This is a genomic window from Streptomyces sp. Act143, assembly GCF_003143935.1.
Classification (GTDB): Bacteria; Actinomycetota; Actinomycetes; order Streptomycetales; family Streptomycetaceae; genus Streptomyces.
Window position 1 is genome coordinate 4,764,815 of sequence record NZ_QFRX01000001.1, and the last position, 16,343, is coordinate 4,781,157.

Sequence of the window (16,343 nt, forward strand, 5' to 3'; positions counted from 1 at the left end):
TGGGGGCGTAGACGCAACGAGCCCCCAACTGCGGCCCTTGCTCGCACAGTTGGGGGCGTTGCCCCGTCCCGTCGGGGGAAGCGGGACGGGTGTCTAGCGGGTGCTGCCCTTGCGCCTCGCAGCGCCCCGGAACGGCAGCCATCGGGTGTGGTGCTGGTCGTGCTGGGGCGCTCAGGCGCCCTGTGTGGCTTCCTGGGCGTCGATTTCCCGATACGGGTTGCCCTCCGCAGGGGTCACCCGCCAATACGTTTCGACCATGGCTTTGTACTGACGATGCGTCGGGTTGAGGCCCGTGTGTTTGATGGCCCAAACCTCAACCGGCAAAGGTTCATTGTCAGTTGGCTTGGCCTCCGCCCCACAGGCCATGCACACGGCGGAATAGATGCCCTCCGGGGCGCCCTCCGCCGTTTCCGGCCCCAGCGTCCATTCGGCTGCCTTGATGATGGAGCGGGTCACAGTTCCCCCCTTGAGCGCCGGTTGGCATCGGCCACTTTGGCGCTCAACACCTCACGGTCCTGGGCTTTGTCGGTTACCGGCTCGATGGCATCGAGGGACACAGGCCATTCCCGCCCGCCACGCTCCGGGCGCAGATATGCGGTTGTGCCCAGAATGTCAGTGAGAATGCCTACCCGCCCTTGCGGGTCACGGTGCAGTTTCCCGATTCTCTCGTCATATCCGGCGCGTTGCTGGGCGTTCATCGCTCGCCCCCTTGCAGGGTTTCGAGGGCCTGCACGACGGATTCCGGATAGGTGCCGTGTTCCGGGTGGCGGCGCAGCAAAACGGCGCAGTCTGTTTTCAGGCTTTCGTCACTGGTCGACGCTTTCAGCGTTTCCAATGACGCGCATTGCGTGCAGGCGCTCATGAGGCACCCGCCCAGGGGCCTGCCCAGGGTGCTGCCTGGGCGCTCGCGGCTGCCGTCCTGGGCGTCACGCCCAGGTGTGCCACGTAGGGCCGGACCATGGCGCCTACGGGTTCCCAGGCTTCCTCTGCCTCCCAGTCACGGGGCGCGCGTCGGGGGTGAGGCTGCGGGGGCGCTGGGCGCCTGTCCCTGCGGGTCCTGCGGGCCGTGACGAGTCGGGCGCCCATGACGTCCGGCCTGGGCCCGGTACGGGGCGCCTGGGGCGCTTCCTGGGGCGTGTGGGCACTGCTGTGCCTGCCTGGGGTGCGCGGTCCGAACAGGACCACTCGAACCCATTCGAGTGCACGTGATAGGAACTGCATTGTCAGCGCTCCTTGGAAGCGTTGGCCGTGCCCCGGGGCCGTTCGCGCGGTCGCCGGGGTCTGTCGTCTGACCACGCTTCCGCCCTGCCCGATCGGTGCCTAGCGGCCCCATGTAGGCCCGTTGTAGGCCAGACTTGGGGCATGCGCGGTGAAACAGCGGCCCACATGATCCGGCGCCTACGACAGGCCAAGGGGTGGAGTCAGGCACGGCTAGCGACGGAGGCATGCCGTGCGGCAGGCTTGCCGCCCGAATCGCTCACGCGGCAGGACGTTTACCGGTGGGAGAAGGGAAAACGCACCCCGCGTGAATGGCTGCCGTTCATCGCTGCCGCCCTGGGCGTGTCTGCGGTCGAGTTGGAACAGGCAGCCGCGAGTAACGCCCAGGGCGCCAATCCCGTGACGGTTGCTGACTTTCTTCCGGACGCCGACCCATTGGCGCCGTTGAAAGTCAGACAGGGGCGCCAAATTGGTGCGCGGGACGTTACCGACCTAGCCGGCCGCGTGCATGGATTGCGCCTCGCGGACGATGTCCTAGCGGGTGGTGACCTAATCGGCCCAGCGCTTAGGGAGTTGCGTTCTGCCGTCAAGCTGTACCGCGAGGGAAGCCACACAGAGGAAGTCGGGCGCGCGTTGCTCTCTCAAATTGGGGAGTTGGCACAGATTGCCGGTTGGATTGCTTCCGATGCTGGGCGCCATGAGGAAGCGGAGCGCATTTACAAACTGGGCATGAGCGCTGCCCAGCAAGCGGGAGACAACACGCTAGTTGGCAACCTTGCCGGATCGCTCGCCTACCAATACAGCAACACAGGGCAGGAAAAGGAAGGGCTGGCACTTGCGCGGGCAGCGCTCGCCCAGGCGGGCGAGGATGCGCCCGCGAAAGCACGTGCGCTGTACCTTGACCGCGTTGCCTGGGCGCACACCAAAGCCAACGAACCGCAACCGGCAATGCGCGCCCTGGGCGAGGCATCGGAAGCGTTGGCCGAAGATAGCGAGGGGCGAGAGTCACCCCAATACCTGTATTGGGTTGAGGCAGGCGAATTGGAAGTGATGGAATCGCGCGTCTATACGGAGTTGAAACGCCCGTTGCGCGCGGTTCCGTTGCTGCGGGACGTCATGACCCGGTATGACGCCACGCATACGCGGGAACTGGCGTTGTACCTCTCTTGGCTTGCCGTTGCTCTGGCAGACGCCAATGAGCCAGAGGAAGCGGCGGCAACGGCCCAACGCGTCATCACGCTTTCTGCGGACGTGGCAAGCGAGCGCACGGCGGAGCGCGTCAAGGTGGTGTTGCATCGTTTGGAAGAATTCCGGGACGTGCCGGAAGTGCGGGAAGTTCTCGACGAGGCAGCCTAGGAACGCAGAAAAGGGCCCCTCCCAACCCGTCAAGGGTCGAGAGGGGCCCAATTCTGTTGCCGCTTACGATGCGCCACCTACAAAGTGCTTGATTGCGCCGGTAAGGTCGACCATTGCCGCATCGGCGCGCATGAGCGCACGGAACGTCACAAGGTCGGAGTCAAACGCGAAATCGTCGCTGCGCTCGAATCGGACACCCCCAGCGATCCTCACGAAATACTGCGAGAAATCGCCGAAGATAACCGACTTGGCCGACAGTCCGATTGCGGGCACGTTCGGGTCAATGACAACCGGCTTATTGAGAAGCAAGTCGGGTTGCCCTGCGATCGTTGACGGCTGCCAAATGTACTGGCCGTTAGTCGCGTCCTTAATCTTGCGAATGGTTGACGCAGTGCCGTCCGCCATCATCCAACGGCAAGAGGAAGACTGCCGATAGGGCGCAATCACGCTATAGAACAGGGAAATGAGGTAATCGGCACCCCTGTCCGCCGTTTCCTGGGCGCCGAAACCACCACTCAGGCCCGTTGCGCCGGTAGCGCCTGCCGTTGAGTCCGTGAGGATGCCTCGCGGCTGCCCTGCGCCCGTTCCCGTGAGGGCGTGCACCCCGAACGCGTTGCCCAGGGCCCTGCCTGCCTGCATGGCGAAATACCCCTCAAGGTCAACGCCTGTGTCCGTGAGTAGTTCCGTACTGACTTGGAACTTGCAGCCGTACTTATAGGCGCCCAGGTCGACCGAACCGAAAGCCGGGTCGCTGGTCGAGATAGTTCCCGCCTCCGCGACCAGTGAGGCGGTGCTGTGAGCCGTGGTCTTGGGAATCGGCAGCGTTTCACCGCTTGTCGTGTTGAGGACCGTAACCCCTGCCTGCATAACCCCCGACGACTCAATCAGATGGGCCATGAGGCGGTTATAGAAACCCTGCGGAACGGTGCTTCCGCCTGCGCCGGCCGACAGGTTAGAGAGGGTGCGGAAATCGATCGGTCCCCCAGGGTGGCGGATTTCGAAACCGCGCCCACCCTGGCCCCTCGCCCAGGCCCTGAGTTCCTCGTTACGGATCACGCCACGCGCGCTATGCCCAGCCGCATAAAGAGCGTCGGATGCAGCCTGTGCGCTGCGTTCCTGCGCCTGAATCTCGTGAATGCGCTGGTCGTACGTGTCAATGTCCGTCATCAGACGTTCCCACTGGCGTTCTTCCTCGCCAGAGAAACCGCGCTTTTCAGCGTCCACACGGTCCGCGAGCGCCTTAGCTTCGTTCCAAGTGCGCTGCCTGTTTTCATGCAGCCTATTAATGAGTTCAGAAGACATGATGGGTTACCCACCTGTTCCATTTGTCGTGACTGGAATTCAGGTGGGTTTCGCCCTGCCTGGTAATGACGGTATTTAGTTAGAGGGATGGATTAAGCCTGTCCCTTTGCCGCACACGAAACCCCCGGCTGTCTGAGGGACCGGGGGTTTCGTGTGTGCGCTATTAAGTTGTCTCTCTCGGGATGGGTGGCGCCCTGTCCCGTGAAAGTGAGCGGCTACAGCGGGTGCGAGGTAGAAAGGGGCATACCTCGCGCCCGGTAAGCCACTCGATTGGGCCCGGCCCTAGGCGAACCGGACCCAAGATCACTGAGCGAAATTTCATCGCAGAAAAAAATGGCAGATCGCCACGGTGCTGGGAAGCCTGCCCCTCTAAAAAACGCAAGCCTCTGACCTGCGGTTTTGTGGTGAGCGCTCCGCCGGCCTGCGCCTGTGACCTGCGTCTTTGCCTGTGCCGCTTGGGTGCGTGTCGCGCTGCCCAGGCGGGTTATGCGGTGACGTTGTCGGGCGCTTTGTTTCTCCTGCTCCGCCATATGGGCCAGTAATGCGTCATGCACAAGCCCTGTGCGTGTTGAGGACGCGTGCAGCCTGCCTCTGTGCATGGTCCGAGGCGTCTGCCTCGCGCGTCCATATAGCAACGTCGGCAGAGTCCGCGAGCGATGGCGGATGCGGCGCATCCGTCGGTTGTGCATTCAGGGTTCATGGCTGCCCCCTCTGCTGTGTGTGCGCCCAGGCGAGCGGGCAGCCGACCGACCCACAGTCACCCTGCAATGCGGCGGGCCGGTCGGCAGCAGGAACGCCCAGAGCGCCCGTGAGGGTCGTTCCTGCGTCGGGTGGCGCCCGGTACCGGCAGGCGCCCAGGACGCGCCCAGGGGGCAGCGTGGCGCGTGCTGGGGCCGGACATGAGGAAGGCCCCGCCCAGGGGGCAAGGGCCTGAGTTCTGCGCCCAGGATTCCGGGCATGCCGGACGCCCATTTATCTTCGGTCGGACGCCCAGGGGGTGTCAATGAATTGCGGGCATGCGTGACGCCCCTCAATAGTGCACTTGATCATTTGCTTATGTCCAGTGATCCGGGATCTGTGCACAGCGCCCAGCATTACGACCCTGCCTTTGATCTTGATTGCTTTCTGTCTGCCTTCCTGTCTTGTGCCCTGCCCTGCCCCCTGCCCTGCCTATAGAGGCAGGGGCAGGGTGGCAGGGGCAAAAGGGACATTACAAGCCCTGCCGTACGGCGGGGTTACGGCAGGGTTCCGGCAGGGTTGGCAGGGTAGTGCTTTCGCGTCTGCCCCTCTTTTCTGACGCTCACCTGGGCGTGATCGCTAAGCCACTCCAGCGCCCAGTCAATCTCTCCGTTTCCGCCCTTGACGCCTCGCCGTACAGCGCCCTTGCTCGCGCCTGGGTTGGCCTTGACGAATGCGAGCACCGACTTTCTCAGGCGCTCCGGAGGCTCCGACTCATACCCCTTGTCTTCCGTTGCCCTTGCTGGCCACAGGTTGGCTACCGGCATAGGCTTGTCCTTGAAATCAATCACTAGGTCTGCAAAGTGCTGCGGAGTCTTCCCCGGTACGGCATTGGCGCGCACCCATCCGGGCCGGTCCTTCTCAACCTTGAGCCTGCTTTTCCCGATCACGCCTTTACCGATCGGATGGACAGGGTCAAGGAAATAGGACACTCCCGTGAGTGCCGACTTTTTGTGCTGTGATCCGATGGCGCGGTTTCCGTCGTGCGGCACGTGGTCGAGCACTACAACGGCCCATTGCGCGGCTGCGAAAGCCTTGGTCACTTTCGCGTGCCACGCGGCTACGTCCTCCGCCTTGATGCCGTCCAATCCCTCAAGGGCCATTGCCTCTGTCATTCCGTCGAATATGGCGAGGCTGCCGCCCAGAGAGATGAGCCGTTGAAACTCGCTTTCGTCGGCATCCGTGAGCGGCCCGCTTGGGTTGCAGTAGTGGAAGAACTCCGCTAGTTCCTCGCGGCTGACTCCCAGCGCTTTGAGGCGCCGGACAATAGAGGCTGCGTCATCCTCGAAATCGATATAGGCAACATGTCTGCGTGCCCGGATTTCCTGTACGGCAACCAAACAGGCAAGCCAAGACTTACCCGCTTCCGACTCGGCATGTACGCCGTTGATCTTTCCACGGTAGAAAACCCCTAGGGGCATGTCACCCGACAGTTTGCCGACGTCGGTTTGTGTCTCTGTCTGTGCGTCCTCCCATGCTGCGGCAACGTCGACAGGCGCCCAGGACGGACCCTTGCCGTTTTTCTCGGCAATCATTTTCTTGGCTAGCGTCTTGGCTTCCTCCCAATTCGCTATCCGTTGCGCCTCGCGTAGTACGGCCTCCCTGCGCCTGTGCGCCTCTATTAGTGCCTCGGTTTCGTCGTCAACGCGTTGAACGCTGAGGTTTGACGAAATGACGCTTACTAGGCGCTGCACTTCCTCACTGTGACTTTCTAGCGGTTGCTTATGCGGGTCGAGCAACCAAGCCAGGGCGAGGCGAGCGTCTATCTCTGACTGTGGGAGTTCCCGGATTTCCTCACTCAACCGGTACCCCCGCTATTTGGGTCACCGTCTATGACCCTCGAAACGTGGCCGGTGGCTATGGCTGCCCGCATAGCATCGGGTGCGTCCGGCAGGACCCCCCGCAATACCGGGCAGCTTTCATCGTGCCCAACCCGGACGTGATACACCCCGGATGAGTCTTGAACGATGTCAGCAACGCGCGAGTGACAGTGGCTGCATTTATAGTTCTGGGCGAACGTAAGGACCGTTTTAGGTGGTCCTACTGGCGCCGGCCTAGGCTTTCTCTTCTTCTTTTTCTTGGGCATGGTGGTGCTCCCTCCAGATAGGTAGGTTTGGGTTTTCTCTGGCCTATTCTCTTCAGTTGTTGAGCCCACTCTCTGTTGAGTTGTCAAGGTTCGTGGCCTGCGGGCCGGATAAGTACTCAGGGGTTAGTGAAGCGAGGACAAGAGGGAGCGCAGACGTGCCACCTGGGCGCGGTTGGGAGTTGGGGCGCTCGCAAATACGGCCCTGATGTGTTCCTCAAGTGACAAGGTCTTGAGTTCGCGCCGTTCCTCGGTCACGTCCGCTCGCGGGTCCTGCCGCTTGCGTCCGGCAATGCGCGCCCGGATATGGGCTTTCTCGTGTGAGATTGCCATGGGGGATGCTCCGTCCGGCTAGGGAATGAGGACCCGCCCAGCGTGCGCGCTTAACCGCCGTAGCTGAACGGGTGCCCTGCCGGTATCGCCCAGGGGGCAACCTGGGAATCACAACCTGTCCACCCGTGAGGGCGCTGCAATTCCTTGATTGGCTCGACGCTGCGCCCTGGGATTCCTGAGTTGCGTGCAACCTGGGCGGCAACGTTCCGTAGGCCCTGCGCAGCCTGTACGGCCCGCAGACGCACGAAAGCGCCCCCGCCCAGGTATCGGGCGGGGGCGCTCTGTACCGGACGCCTACGCGGCTAGGTCCTGCTCGCCCTGTACGGGCGCCGGACGCCTCACCGTGAACTCAACGGCGGACGTGTCGAGCAAGGGGCGTACGCGGGCCGCTCCGGGGTGCTTCCTGGGCTTCACCGTGATTCGGCCCAGCGCCTTGAGCACTTCCCGCCTACGGCCCAGGGACAACCCTTCCCACACGGCGGCAGCATCCTGGGCGCCCAGGAATGGCGCCAACGGGTGTTCGGAGGCTGCGGCCGTGAGTTGCGCCTGAATCTCGCTTTGTCGCTGGTCGATTTCCGACGTCACCGTTTCCAGCACAGCAAGGGTGATCTTGCCGCGCCCATAGGAAACGCCTGCCTCTTGCTTCCTGCCCTCAAGTTCCTTGGCCTCCGTGCGCAGGGCGGCAAAGTCGATTTCGGGCGTTGAGGGAATCAGTTGTGCCACGTCCTCGCGGGACAGGTGCTCAATGACCAGGGTTGTAATGTGCTGGTCGAGCGGAACGGCCAATTGCTTCCCACGGGTGCACGTCCGGCACCTGTACGCAGGCTCACCCTTGTTGTTGGCGCGAACAGTGAGCGTTGAACCGTCATCGCACACGGCGCACTCATAAATGAGGCTGCCAAGCCACTTGGGCGTGTTGCCGGGCGAGGTTTTCCGGGCGGGGTTGGCGAAAAGCGTGATGAGCGCCTGCCGCGTGTCCTCCGGAATGATCGCGTCATAGGCGTCACGCTTGACGATTTCACCCCGGTACTCGGCGTGACCGGAAACGCGGGGACTGGTGAGAATCCCTTGAATGGTTCGGCTACTCCATTTGCTCTGACCAGTCTTGCCCGTCCGCTTGTCGGTACGTCCGTCCGTCTGTGCCTGAGTCGGAACCTTGCGCTTTTCCAAATCGCGCAACAGTTGAGCCACGGCAACTCCCGAAAGCAATTCCTTTGCCCACAGGCGGATTTCGGCTGCCTCCGCCGGTCGGTGCTTGCTCATGTCGAGGATGGGGCGATCCTCGTAACGCCGTTCCGCAATGGGCGCCTTGGGATTCACGCACACGGACCGAAAGCGCCCAGTCTCGACGCCCCACCCGTACCGGCGCATTCCTCCGCCGAACTCTCCGTTTTTCGCCTGCCTCTTGCGTGCGAGGGTGACCCGCTCACCCTTGTGTGCGGATTCTTCCTGCGCTGCCACGATGTCTCGCAGGAAATCGGCTCGACCCTTGGCACGGCTGAACGCGTATTCCGAACCGCGCTGCACGCTGAAAAGCCGTACCTTGTGCTTTCGGCACAGCTCGATGAACGCCAACCCCTCTGCCGTGTCACGGGTTAGCCGGTCCGCGTGCCAAACCACCACAACGGCAATGAGGTTGGCGACGATGTCACGCAACAACCGCTGATAGTCCGGCCGTTCAATGCCCGAATATGCGGAAAATCCACTGTCCGAGTAGCGCCCGGAAATGGGGTGCTCAATCTCGTTGGCGAATTCTGTGTTTTCCTCGTACTGCGAGGCGACACCCCGCCCTGTCTGCTGTTCATCGAGCGACACGCGGTCATAGCTCACGTTGAGCCGTGCGAGGGCGACGGGTGCGGGTACGTTTGGCCTGGTCAATGCCGTGGTCATGGGTCCTGGTGACCTCCGTGTGCGGCCCTGTCAAGGGCTAGCGGATTGGGCACACAGGTCATGTGTCGGGAAGACCACCCTGCTCTCCCTCGCCGCGGGCCTGACCGCCCCGACCGAGGGCGCCCTCACCGTGCTCGGGACGGCACCCGGCGAGGCGCGGGCCCGCGTGGGCTTCGTCGCGCAGGACAAGCCGCTCTACCCCCAGCTCACCGTCGCCGAGACGCTCCGCATGGGCGGCGACCTCAACCCCGGCCGCTGGGACGCGCGCGCCGCCGAGCGGGTCGTGGCCGGCGGCGATCTCGACCCCAAGGCCCGCGTCCGCTCGCTGTCCGGCGGCCAGCGCACCCGGGTCGCGCTCGCCCTGGCACTCGGCAAGCGGCCCGAACTGCTGCTCCTGGACGAGCCGATGGCCGACCTCGACCCGCTGGCCCGGCACGAGCTGATGGGCGTGCTGATGTCCCAGGCGGCCCAGCACGGCACCACGATCGTCATGTCCTCGCACGTCGTGGCCGAACTGGAGGACTCCTGCGACCATCTGCTGCTGATCGGCGGCGGCCGGGTCCGGCTCGCCGGGGAGATCGACGAGCTGCTGGAGACGCACGCGCGCGTGTCGACCGCCGCCGACACCGACCTCGCCCCGCACACGGTCGTCGAGTCCCGCACCACGGGCCGCCGGCTCACCGCCCTGGTCCGCCCGGCCGCCCCGCTCCCCGCCGACTGGCGCCCCGCCGCGCCCTCCCTGGAGGAGCTGGTCCTGTCCTATTTGCGCAACCCTGAGGCGACGACGGCCACGGCCCCGGCGAAGTCGCGTGCGGAGTCCGTCGGATGAGCGCCCTCACCCCGCCGGCCTCCGCCGCCCCGCACCCCAACCCGCCCGCTGCCGCCGCCCCGCACCTCACCCGCTGGCTGATCCGCCTGCACCGCCCGGCCCTCCTCGCCTGGACGGCCGTGGTGGCCGCCGTCTCCGCCGTCCTGCTGTGGCTGCGCGGTCCGCTCGCGGACGCGTCCGCGGCGGCCTGGCGGGCGTACGACGCCTGCCAGACGGCGACCTGCGCGTACGACCAGGCCGCGATCGTCCACTACCGGGACGTGTACAGCTATACGACCTTCGCCGTCCTGGCCGCGCCCTTCCTGGTCGCCGCCTGGGCGGGCGCCGCCCTCACCGGCCGCGAGCTGGAGACCGGCACCGCGCGGCTGGCCTGGACGCAGAGCACCTCACCGCTGCGCTGGTTCGCCTCCCGGCTGGCGCTCCCGGCGGCCGTGGTCACCGCGGGCACCGGGCTGCTGGTCCTGCTGCACCGCCTGGCGTGGGCGGCGGGCGACGGCAGAATCGGTTCCGCCAAGACCTGGTACGACACCTCCACCTTCTACGCCAACGGCCCGGTCGTCGTCGCCCTGGCCCTGGCCGGCCTCGTCGGGGGCGCCCTCGCGGGCCTGCTCCGCCGCGGCTCCCTGCCCGCGCTGGCCGCGGGCCTGGGCTTCACCGGCCTGCTCTGGTACGCCGTCCAGCAGGTCGTGCCCCACCTGTGGACCTCGGCCACCAGCGTGGTGGGCCTGCGGCACTTCGTGCCGGGCGGCACCGGCATCACCGTCGACGAGGGCATCGTGACGGCCACCGGCGCCCGCGTCTCCGACCTGACCTGCCGCAACGCCGAGACCGACGCATGCCTCGCGTTCTACGAGCGGCACGACGCCGTCGGCTGGTACCGCGACTACCACCCGGCGTCCCACTACTGGCCCCTGCAACTGACCGCGACCGCCCTGGTCCTCGCCCTCACCGCCGTACTGACCCTGCTGGCCTTCCGCCTGCTGCACCGCGCGACCGGCGTCCGCAACCTCCCCGCCCGCACGCCCCGCCAGGAGTCCCCCGCATGAGCGCGACCACCACCGCCGCCGCCCCGGCGCCCCTGGCGGGAAGACCCGCCGCCACCGGCCGCACGGTCCTGCGGCTGCACCGCAGCGCGCTGATCGTCTGGCTGATCGTCGTGGCCGCCGCCGCGGGCAGCCTGCTGTGGGCGTACGGTCCCGGCGCGACCGACGCCTGGAACAACTGGCGGCAGCAGTGCCCCGACGACATCGACGCCTGCATGTGGGACACCACGATCAACGGCTACTACCGGGCCGTACGGCTTCCCGAGATGGCGCTCACCTGGCTGTGCCTCCCCGTCGCCGCCTGGGCGGGGGCCGCGCTCATCGGCCGGGAGCTGGAGAACGGCACCGCGAAGCTGGCCTGGACGCAGTCCGTCAGCCCGGCCCGCTGGCTGGTCGCCGAGCTGGCCGTGCCGGCCGCCCTGCTGACCGCGGGCACGACCGTGCTGGTGGTGGTCCACCGGCTGGTCTTCGAGGCGAACCCGTTCCCGGTGTTCCTGCGCTGGGCGGAGGAGGAGACCTTCGTCGCGAACGGCCCCGTCGCCCTCGCCCTGCCCCTGTGCGCCCTCGCCGTCGGCGCCCTCACCGGCCTGCTGCTGCGCCGCACCCTGCCCGCGCTCGCCCTCGGCACCGCGGTCACCTGGGCCGTCGTCCACGTCGCCGACCTGGTGACCCCCGACCTGTGGCCGTGGAAGACCGCCACCGGGTCCCTCGACTCCGGGTGGCCCAACCAGGGCGACAGCGTCCTGTACGGCGACCAGGGCATGCTCACCTCCACCGGCGCCCGCATCCCCTACCCGACCTGCGGGGACAACTTCACGCAGTGCATGGCCGACCACAACGCGGTCGCCTTCTACGCCGACTACCACCCCTCCTCCGCCTTCTGGCCCCTCCAGCTCATCCAGACCGGCATCCTGCTGGGCGTCGCCGCCATCGCCGTCGGCGCCGCGTTCTGGCTGCTGCGCCGGAAGACCGGGCCGACCGGGGCCGCCGCGTGAGCACCCTCGCCGTCCGCAGCACCCTGCGGCTGCACCGCCCCGCCGCGCTCCTGTGGGTCCTCGCGCTGGCCGCCGCCACGACGTACCTGATCCGCTTGCACGTCCTCGCCGACAAGGCCCGCGAGGGTGTCAGCGCCTGCGCGGTGCCGGCCCAGGACGGCCTGCCGCTCTGCTCGGCGGTCGAGGCGATCACCGCCGACGCGACCTACGCCGACGGCATCGCCCTGGTCACCGGCTGCCTGGCGCTCCTCATGTTCCCGGTGGCCGCCTGGGCGGGCGCCGTCGTCGGCCGCGAACTGGAGACCGGGACGGCCAGGCTCGCCTGGACCCAGTCGGCGCCCCCGGCCCGCTGGCTGGCGGGCCGGCTCGCCGTCCCGGCCGCGCTGCTCACGGCGGGCACCGGCACGGTCGTCCTGCTGAACAACTGGGCCCGCGGGGACGAGAACCCCGACCTGGTCGGGGACTGGTACTCCGCCGACGTCTTCGTCGGCACCGGCCCGGCCGCCGTAGCCCATGCCCTCGCGGGCCTCGCCCTCGGCACCCTCGCCGGCCTGCTCACCGGGCGCGCCCTGGCAGGCGCCGCCGCCGCCTTCGCCGGCTGCCTGGTCCTGCACAGCGCCGTGGACTTCTTCCGCGCCGACCTGTGGCCCACGCTCACCCACGTCGGCGCCTTCGAACCGCCCCGCTCGTACTACCAGGTCGACTGGGCGGCGGGCGAGACCGTCCTGACGTACCACCCCGCGTCCCACTACTGGCCGCTCCAGTACGTCGAGACCGGCCTCCTCCTGGCCGTCGCCGCCGCCGCGACGGCCGGCGCCTTCCTCCTGCTGCGCCGCCGCACCGCGTGAGCGCAACGCCGGACGACCGCAGCGCCATCCGCCCCACCCACCGAATGACCCCCCAGCCGCCCGCCCCACCAGCCGCCTGACCATCGCGTCACCCGACCTCCGGGCCGCACGTCCTCCCACGGGGGTGGGGGACGTGCGGCCCGGGCCCCTGGATGCCCGGGAGCCGTCCCGCGATATCCCACACGCCATGTCTCCGTAACCGCTGGTTCAGACGGGCTTGCGACGCTCGGCGAATGAAGCCCGCCGTGCCAGAGCCTTCGCCGCCCCCCAAGGGCTTTGCGGGGAACGGGGACGTCCGTCTCGCCGCCGCGCTCCCGCCCGCGCTGTCCGACGCGCCCGTATCGCCCGTGGCGCGGAAGAATGGGTCCATGAGCCAGCCCAACGCCCAGGCAGCAGCACAGGTCCAGCACGCGCAGCCCTCCGTGGGCTCCATAGCCGCGCACCGCCCGCACACCGTCGCGGCGGCCGTCTCCGACCTGGAACCCGACATCGACGCCGACCTCGACGCGTACGAGGAGGCACCGTACGACGGTGCCGAGCTGCCGCAGGGTCGTTTCCTCGACCGGGAGCGCAGCTGGCTCGCGTTCAACGAGCGCGTCCTGGAACTCGCCGAGGACCCGAACACCCCGCTCCTCGAACGGGCCAACTTCCTCGCCATCTTCGCCAGCAACCTGGACGAGTTCTTCATGGTCCGGGTGGCCGGCCTGAAGCGCCGCATCGCCACCGGCGTCGCCACCCGCTCCGCCTCCGGCCTCCAGCCGCGCGAGGTGCTGGAGATGATCTGGGCCCGCTCGCGTGAGCTGATGGCCCGGCACGCCGCCTGCTACCACGAGGACGTCGCCCCCGCACTCGCGGAGGAGGGCATCCACCTGGTCCGCTGGAACGAGCTCCAGGAGAAGGAACAGGCCCGTCTGTTCACCCTCTTCCGCCACCAGATCTTCCCGGTCCTCACCCCGCTCGCGGTCGACCCGGCGCACCCCTTCCCCTACATCTCGGGCCTCTCCCTGAACCTGGCCGTGGTCGTCCGCAACCCGGTCACCGGCCACCGCCACTTCGCCCGCGTCAAGGTGCCGCCGCTGCTGTCCCGCTTCCTGGAGAGCTCCCCCGGCCGTTACGTCCCCATCGAGGACGTCATCGCCGCGCACCTGGAGGAGCTGTTCCCGGGCATGGAGGTCCTGGAGCACCACGCCTTCCGCCTCACCAGGAACGAGGACCTGGAGGTCGAGGAGGACGACGCCGAGAACCTCCTCCAGGCCCTGGAGAAGGAACTCATGCGGCGCCGCTTCGGCCCGCCGGTGCGCCTGGAGGTGGAGGAGTCCATCGACCGCGAGGTGCTGGACCTGCTCGTGCGCGAGCTGAAGATCTCCGAGGCCGAGGTGTACCCCCTCCCCGGCCCCCTGGACCTCACGGGCCTCTTCCGCATCGCCTCGCTCGACCGCCCCGAGCTCAAGTACAAGAAGTTCATCGCCGGCGTCCACCGCGACCTGGCCGAGGTCGAGTCGGCGTCCGCGCCGGACATCTTCGCCGCCCTGCGCGCGAGGGACGTCCTCCTGCACCACCCGTACGACAGCTTCTCCACCTCCGTACAGGCCTTCCTCCAGCAGGCGGCCGAGGACCCGGACGTCCTTGCCATCAAGCAGACGCTGTACCGGACTTCGGGTGACTCCCCCATAGTCGACGCCCTCATCGACGCCGCCGAGGCCGGCAAGCAGGTCCTCGTCCTGGTCGAGATCAAGGCCCGCTTCGACGAGCACGCCAACATCAAGTGGGCGCGCAAGCTGGAGGAGGCGGGCTGCCACGTCGTCTACGGCCTCGTCGGCCTGAAGACCCACTGCAAGCTGTCCCTGGTGGTCCGTCAGGAAGGCGAAACGCTACGCCGGTACAGCCACGTCGGGACCGGCAACTACCACCCGAAGACGGCCCGCCTGTACGAGGACCTGGGCCTGCTCACCGCCGACCCCCAGGTCGGCGCGGACCTCTCGGACCTCTTCAACCGCCTGTCCGGCTACTCGCGCCGTGAGACCTACCGCCGCTTGCTGGTGGCCCCCAAGTCCCTGCGCGACGGCCTGATCTCCCGCGTCAACAAGGAGGTCCAGCACCATCGCGCGGGCCGCCCCGCCTTCATCCGCATCAAGGTCAACTCGATGGTGGACGAGGCGCTCATCGACTCGCTCTACCGCGCGTCCCAGGCGGGCGTGCCGGTCGACGTCTGGGTGCGCGGCATCTGCGCGATCCGCCCGGGCGTGGCCGGCCTGTCGGACAACATCAGGGTCCGCTCCATCCTCGGCCGCTTCCTCGAACACTCCCGGGTCTTCGCCTTCGGCAACGGCGGCGAGCCCGAGGTGTGGATCGGCAGCGCCGACATGATGCACCGCAACCTCGACCGCCGTATCGAAGCGCTGGTACGGGTCACCGACCCGGCTCACCGCGCAGCCCTCAACCGCCTTCTGGAAACGGGCATGTCCGACACCACCGCCTCCTGGCATCTGGGCCCGGACGGCGACTGGGAGCGGCACGCCACCGACGCGGACGGCCAGCCCCTGCGCAACATCCAGGAGATGCTCATAGACGCCCGGAGGCGCCGGCGTGGCACAGCAACACCTTGACCCGACGGACGCCACGGCCGGGGCGGTCACGGCGGACGCCCTCGCGGGCTACCTCCGCGCCCAGGCCACGGAGTTCCTCCGAGCCCTGCGCCAGCACCGCGAGAACGGCGGTGCGGCGGCGGGCGGCTCGGAGGCGTCCGTCGACGCGGCCCGGGCCCTGCGCCGCTCGGCCCGCCGCATCAGCGCCAGCCTGCACACCTTCCGCCCCCTCCTGGACCCGGACTGGTCGGAACGCATCCGCCCCGAACTGGCGTGGCTGTCAGGCACGTTGGCATTGGAGCACGCGTACGAGGCACGGCTGGAGCGGCTGCTGCTGGCACTGCACAGACTGTCGGGCGCGGCATTCCCGGCCCAGGCGGGCGCAGCCGATGCCTTCGCCCCGGCAGCGGGCAGTCGTGCCGCTGGGGCGGCACGGGTGGGCGCAGCGGCACCCGCCGGCGCGGCGAGCGGAAACCCCGGTACGCCCGCACCGGACCGCGGCAACCTCACAGTAGGCGCGGCCAAAGCGGGCGCCCTGCTCGACCGCCAACTGACCCTCGCAAGGACCCGAGCTCACTCCACCGCCCTCCAGGCCCTCGGCTCCTCCCGCTTCCACGCGGTCGCCGACACCATCGCCGTACTGGCCAGCGAAGTCCCGTTGACCCCCGCGGCACACACCATCGACCTCCATCCCCTCGCGCAGGCCGCCGAGGACCGCCTCCAGGACGCCGTCACCGCCCTCCCCCTCGTCACCGCAGGCCACCCCTACAACGCCGAGGCCCTCATCCACGGCCTCTCCCCGGACCCGTCCCCGCACCCCCAGGACGCCCCCTGGCACCAGGTCCGCCTGCTGCTGCGCCTGCACCGTTACGCCCGCGAGGTCCTCCACGGCGGCGACGGCGTCGACGTAAGACTGCTCACGGCGGGCGAGGCCCTGGACCGGCACCGGGACGCGTCGGAGGCGGCGGGCGCCGCGGCACAGGCGGCGCGCACCCCGCGTATCGCCCCGGCGACCGCGTACGCCCTCGGCGTGCTCCACGCCGATCAGCGTCACGAGGTGGAGGCCGCGCGGTTCGCCTTCCAGCAGGCCTGGCAGAAGGAAACAGTCGGCACCGCGTAGCCG

At 67.7% G+C, this 16,343-nt stretch carries 13 protein-coding genes; 7 read left to right on the top strand and 6 right to left on the bottom strand.

Translation table 11 applies throughout. The features are described from left to right. Window positions 1–171: 171 nt before the first annotated feature. The 3 genes from DI272_RS21535 to DI272_RS44575 are packed head-to-tail and all read right to left on the bottom strand — an operon-like array spanning window position 172 to window position 862. Window positions 172–456: a hypothetical protein gene (locus tag DI272_RS21535; protein WP_109496941.1), complete on the bottom strand. Its 285-nt coding sequence runs from the start codon at window positions 454–456 to the stop codon at window positions 172–174. Then, window positions 453–698: a hypothetical protein gene (locus tag DI272_RS44215; protein ID WP_146238375.1), complete on the bottom strand. Its 246-nt coding sequence runs from the start codon at window positions 696–698 to the stop codon at window positions 453–455. The genes DI272_RS21535 and DI272_RS44215 overlap by 4 nt, the downstream gene beginning before the upstream one ends. Further along, entirely contained in the window at window positions 695–862 is a 168-nt protein-coding gene (locus tag DI272_RS44575) for a hypothetical protein (RefSeq protein ID WP_181387271.1), read from the bottom strand. Before DI272_RS44575 ends, DI272_RS44215 begins: the two co-directional genes overlap by 4 nt. A gap of 500 nt (window positions 863–1,362) precedes the next feature. On the opposite strand from DI272_RS44575, the gene DI272_RS21540 reads away from it, so the two are divergent. Continuing rightward, window positions 1,363–2,574 (top strand): helix-turn-helix domain-containing protein, encoded by a 1,212-nt coding sequence (locus DI272_RS21540; RefSeq protein WP_109496942.1) that lies wholly within the window; start codon window positions 1,363–1,365, stop codon window positions 2,572–2,574. A 63-nt stretch (window positions 2,575–2,637) separates the two neighbouring features. Here DI272_RS21540 and DI272_RS21545 read toward each other — a convergent pair whose 3' ends face one another. The 3 genes from DI272_RS21545 to DI272_RS21555 form a co-directional block, all read right to left on the bottom strand. Beyond that, complete coding sequence (locus DI272_RS21545; protein WP_109496943.1) at window positions 2,638–3,876, bottom strand: phage major capsid protein; 1,239 nt, start codon at window positions 3,874–3,876, stop codon at window positions 2,638–2,640. Between the two features lie 1,235 nt (window positions 3,877–5,111). Further along, window positions 5,112–6,416, bottom strand: coding sequence for an AAA family ATPase (locus tag DI272_RS21550; protein WP_146238376.1), 1,305 nt, complete (start codon window positions 6,414–6,416; stop codon window positions 5,112–5,114). Window positions 6,417–7,324: 908 nt separating this feature from the next. Then, window positions 7,325–8,920: a recombinase family protein gene (locus DI272_RS21555; RefSeq protein WP_109496945.1), complete on the bottom strand. Its 1,596-nt coding sequence runs from the start codon at window positions 8,918–8,920 to the stop codon at window positions 7,325–7,327. On the opposite strand from DI272_RS21555, the gene DI272_RS21560 reads away from it, so the two are divergent. The 6 genes from DI272_RS21560 to DI272_RS21585 all read left to right on the top strand — a co-directional run bounded on the left by DI272_RS21560 (window position 8,919) and on the right by DI272_RS21585 (window position 16,340). Continuing rightward, window positions 8,919–9,749 (top strand): ABC transporter ATP-binding protein, encoded by an 831-nt coding sequence (locus DI272_RS21560; protein ID WP_109496946.1) that lies wholly within the window; start codon window positions 8,919–8,921, stop codon window positions 9,747–9,749. The genes DI272_RS21555 and DI272_RS21560 overlap by 2 nt on opposite strands. Next, window positions 9,746–10,795, top strand: a complete 1,050-nt coding sequence (locus tag DI272_RS21565; RefSeq protein WP_109496947.1) for a TMEM14 family protein — start codon at window positions 9,746–9,748, stop codon at window positions 10,793–10,795. Before DI272_RS21560 ends, DI272_RS21565 begins: the two co-directional genes overlap by 4 nt. Beyond that, window positions 10,792–11,787 (top strand): hypothetical protein, encoded by a 996-nt coding sequence (locus DI272_RS21570; protein WP_109496948.1) that lies wholly within the window; start codon window positions 10,792–10,794, stop codon window positions 11,785–11,787. Before DI272_RS21565 ends, DI272_RS21570 begins: the two co-directional genes overlap by 4 nt. Continuing rightward, window positions 11,784–12,635 (top strand): hypothetical protein, encoded by an 852-nt coding sequence (locus DI272_RS21575; RefSeq protein WP_109496949.1) that lies wholly within the window; start codon window positions 11,784–11,786, stop codon window positions 12,633–12,635. Before DI272_RS21570 ends, DI272_RS21575 begins: the two co-directional genes overlap by 4 nt. Before the next feature lie 233 nt (window positions 12,636–12,868). Then, window positions 12,869–15,241 (top strand): RNA degradosome polyphosphate kinase, encoded by a 2,373-nt coding sequence (locus tag DI272_RS21580; protein ID WP_109496950.1) that lies wholly within the window; start codon window positions 12,869–12,871, stop codon window positions 15,239–15,241. Then, entirely contained in the window at window positions 15,222–16,340 is a 1,119-nt protein-coding gene (locus DI272_RS21585) for a CHAD domain-containing protein (RefSeq protein ID WP_109496951.1), read from the top strand. Before DI272_RS21580 ends, DI272_RS21585 begins: the two co-directional genes overlap by 20 nt. The last annotated feature ends 3 nt before the right edge of the window (window positions 16,341–16,343 follow it).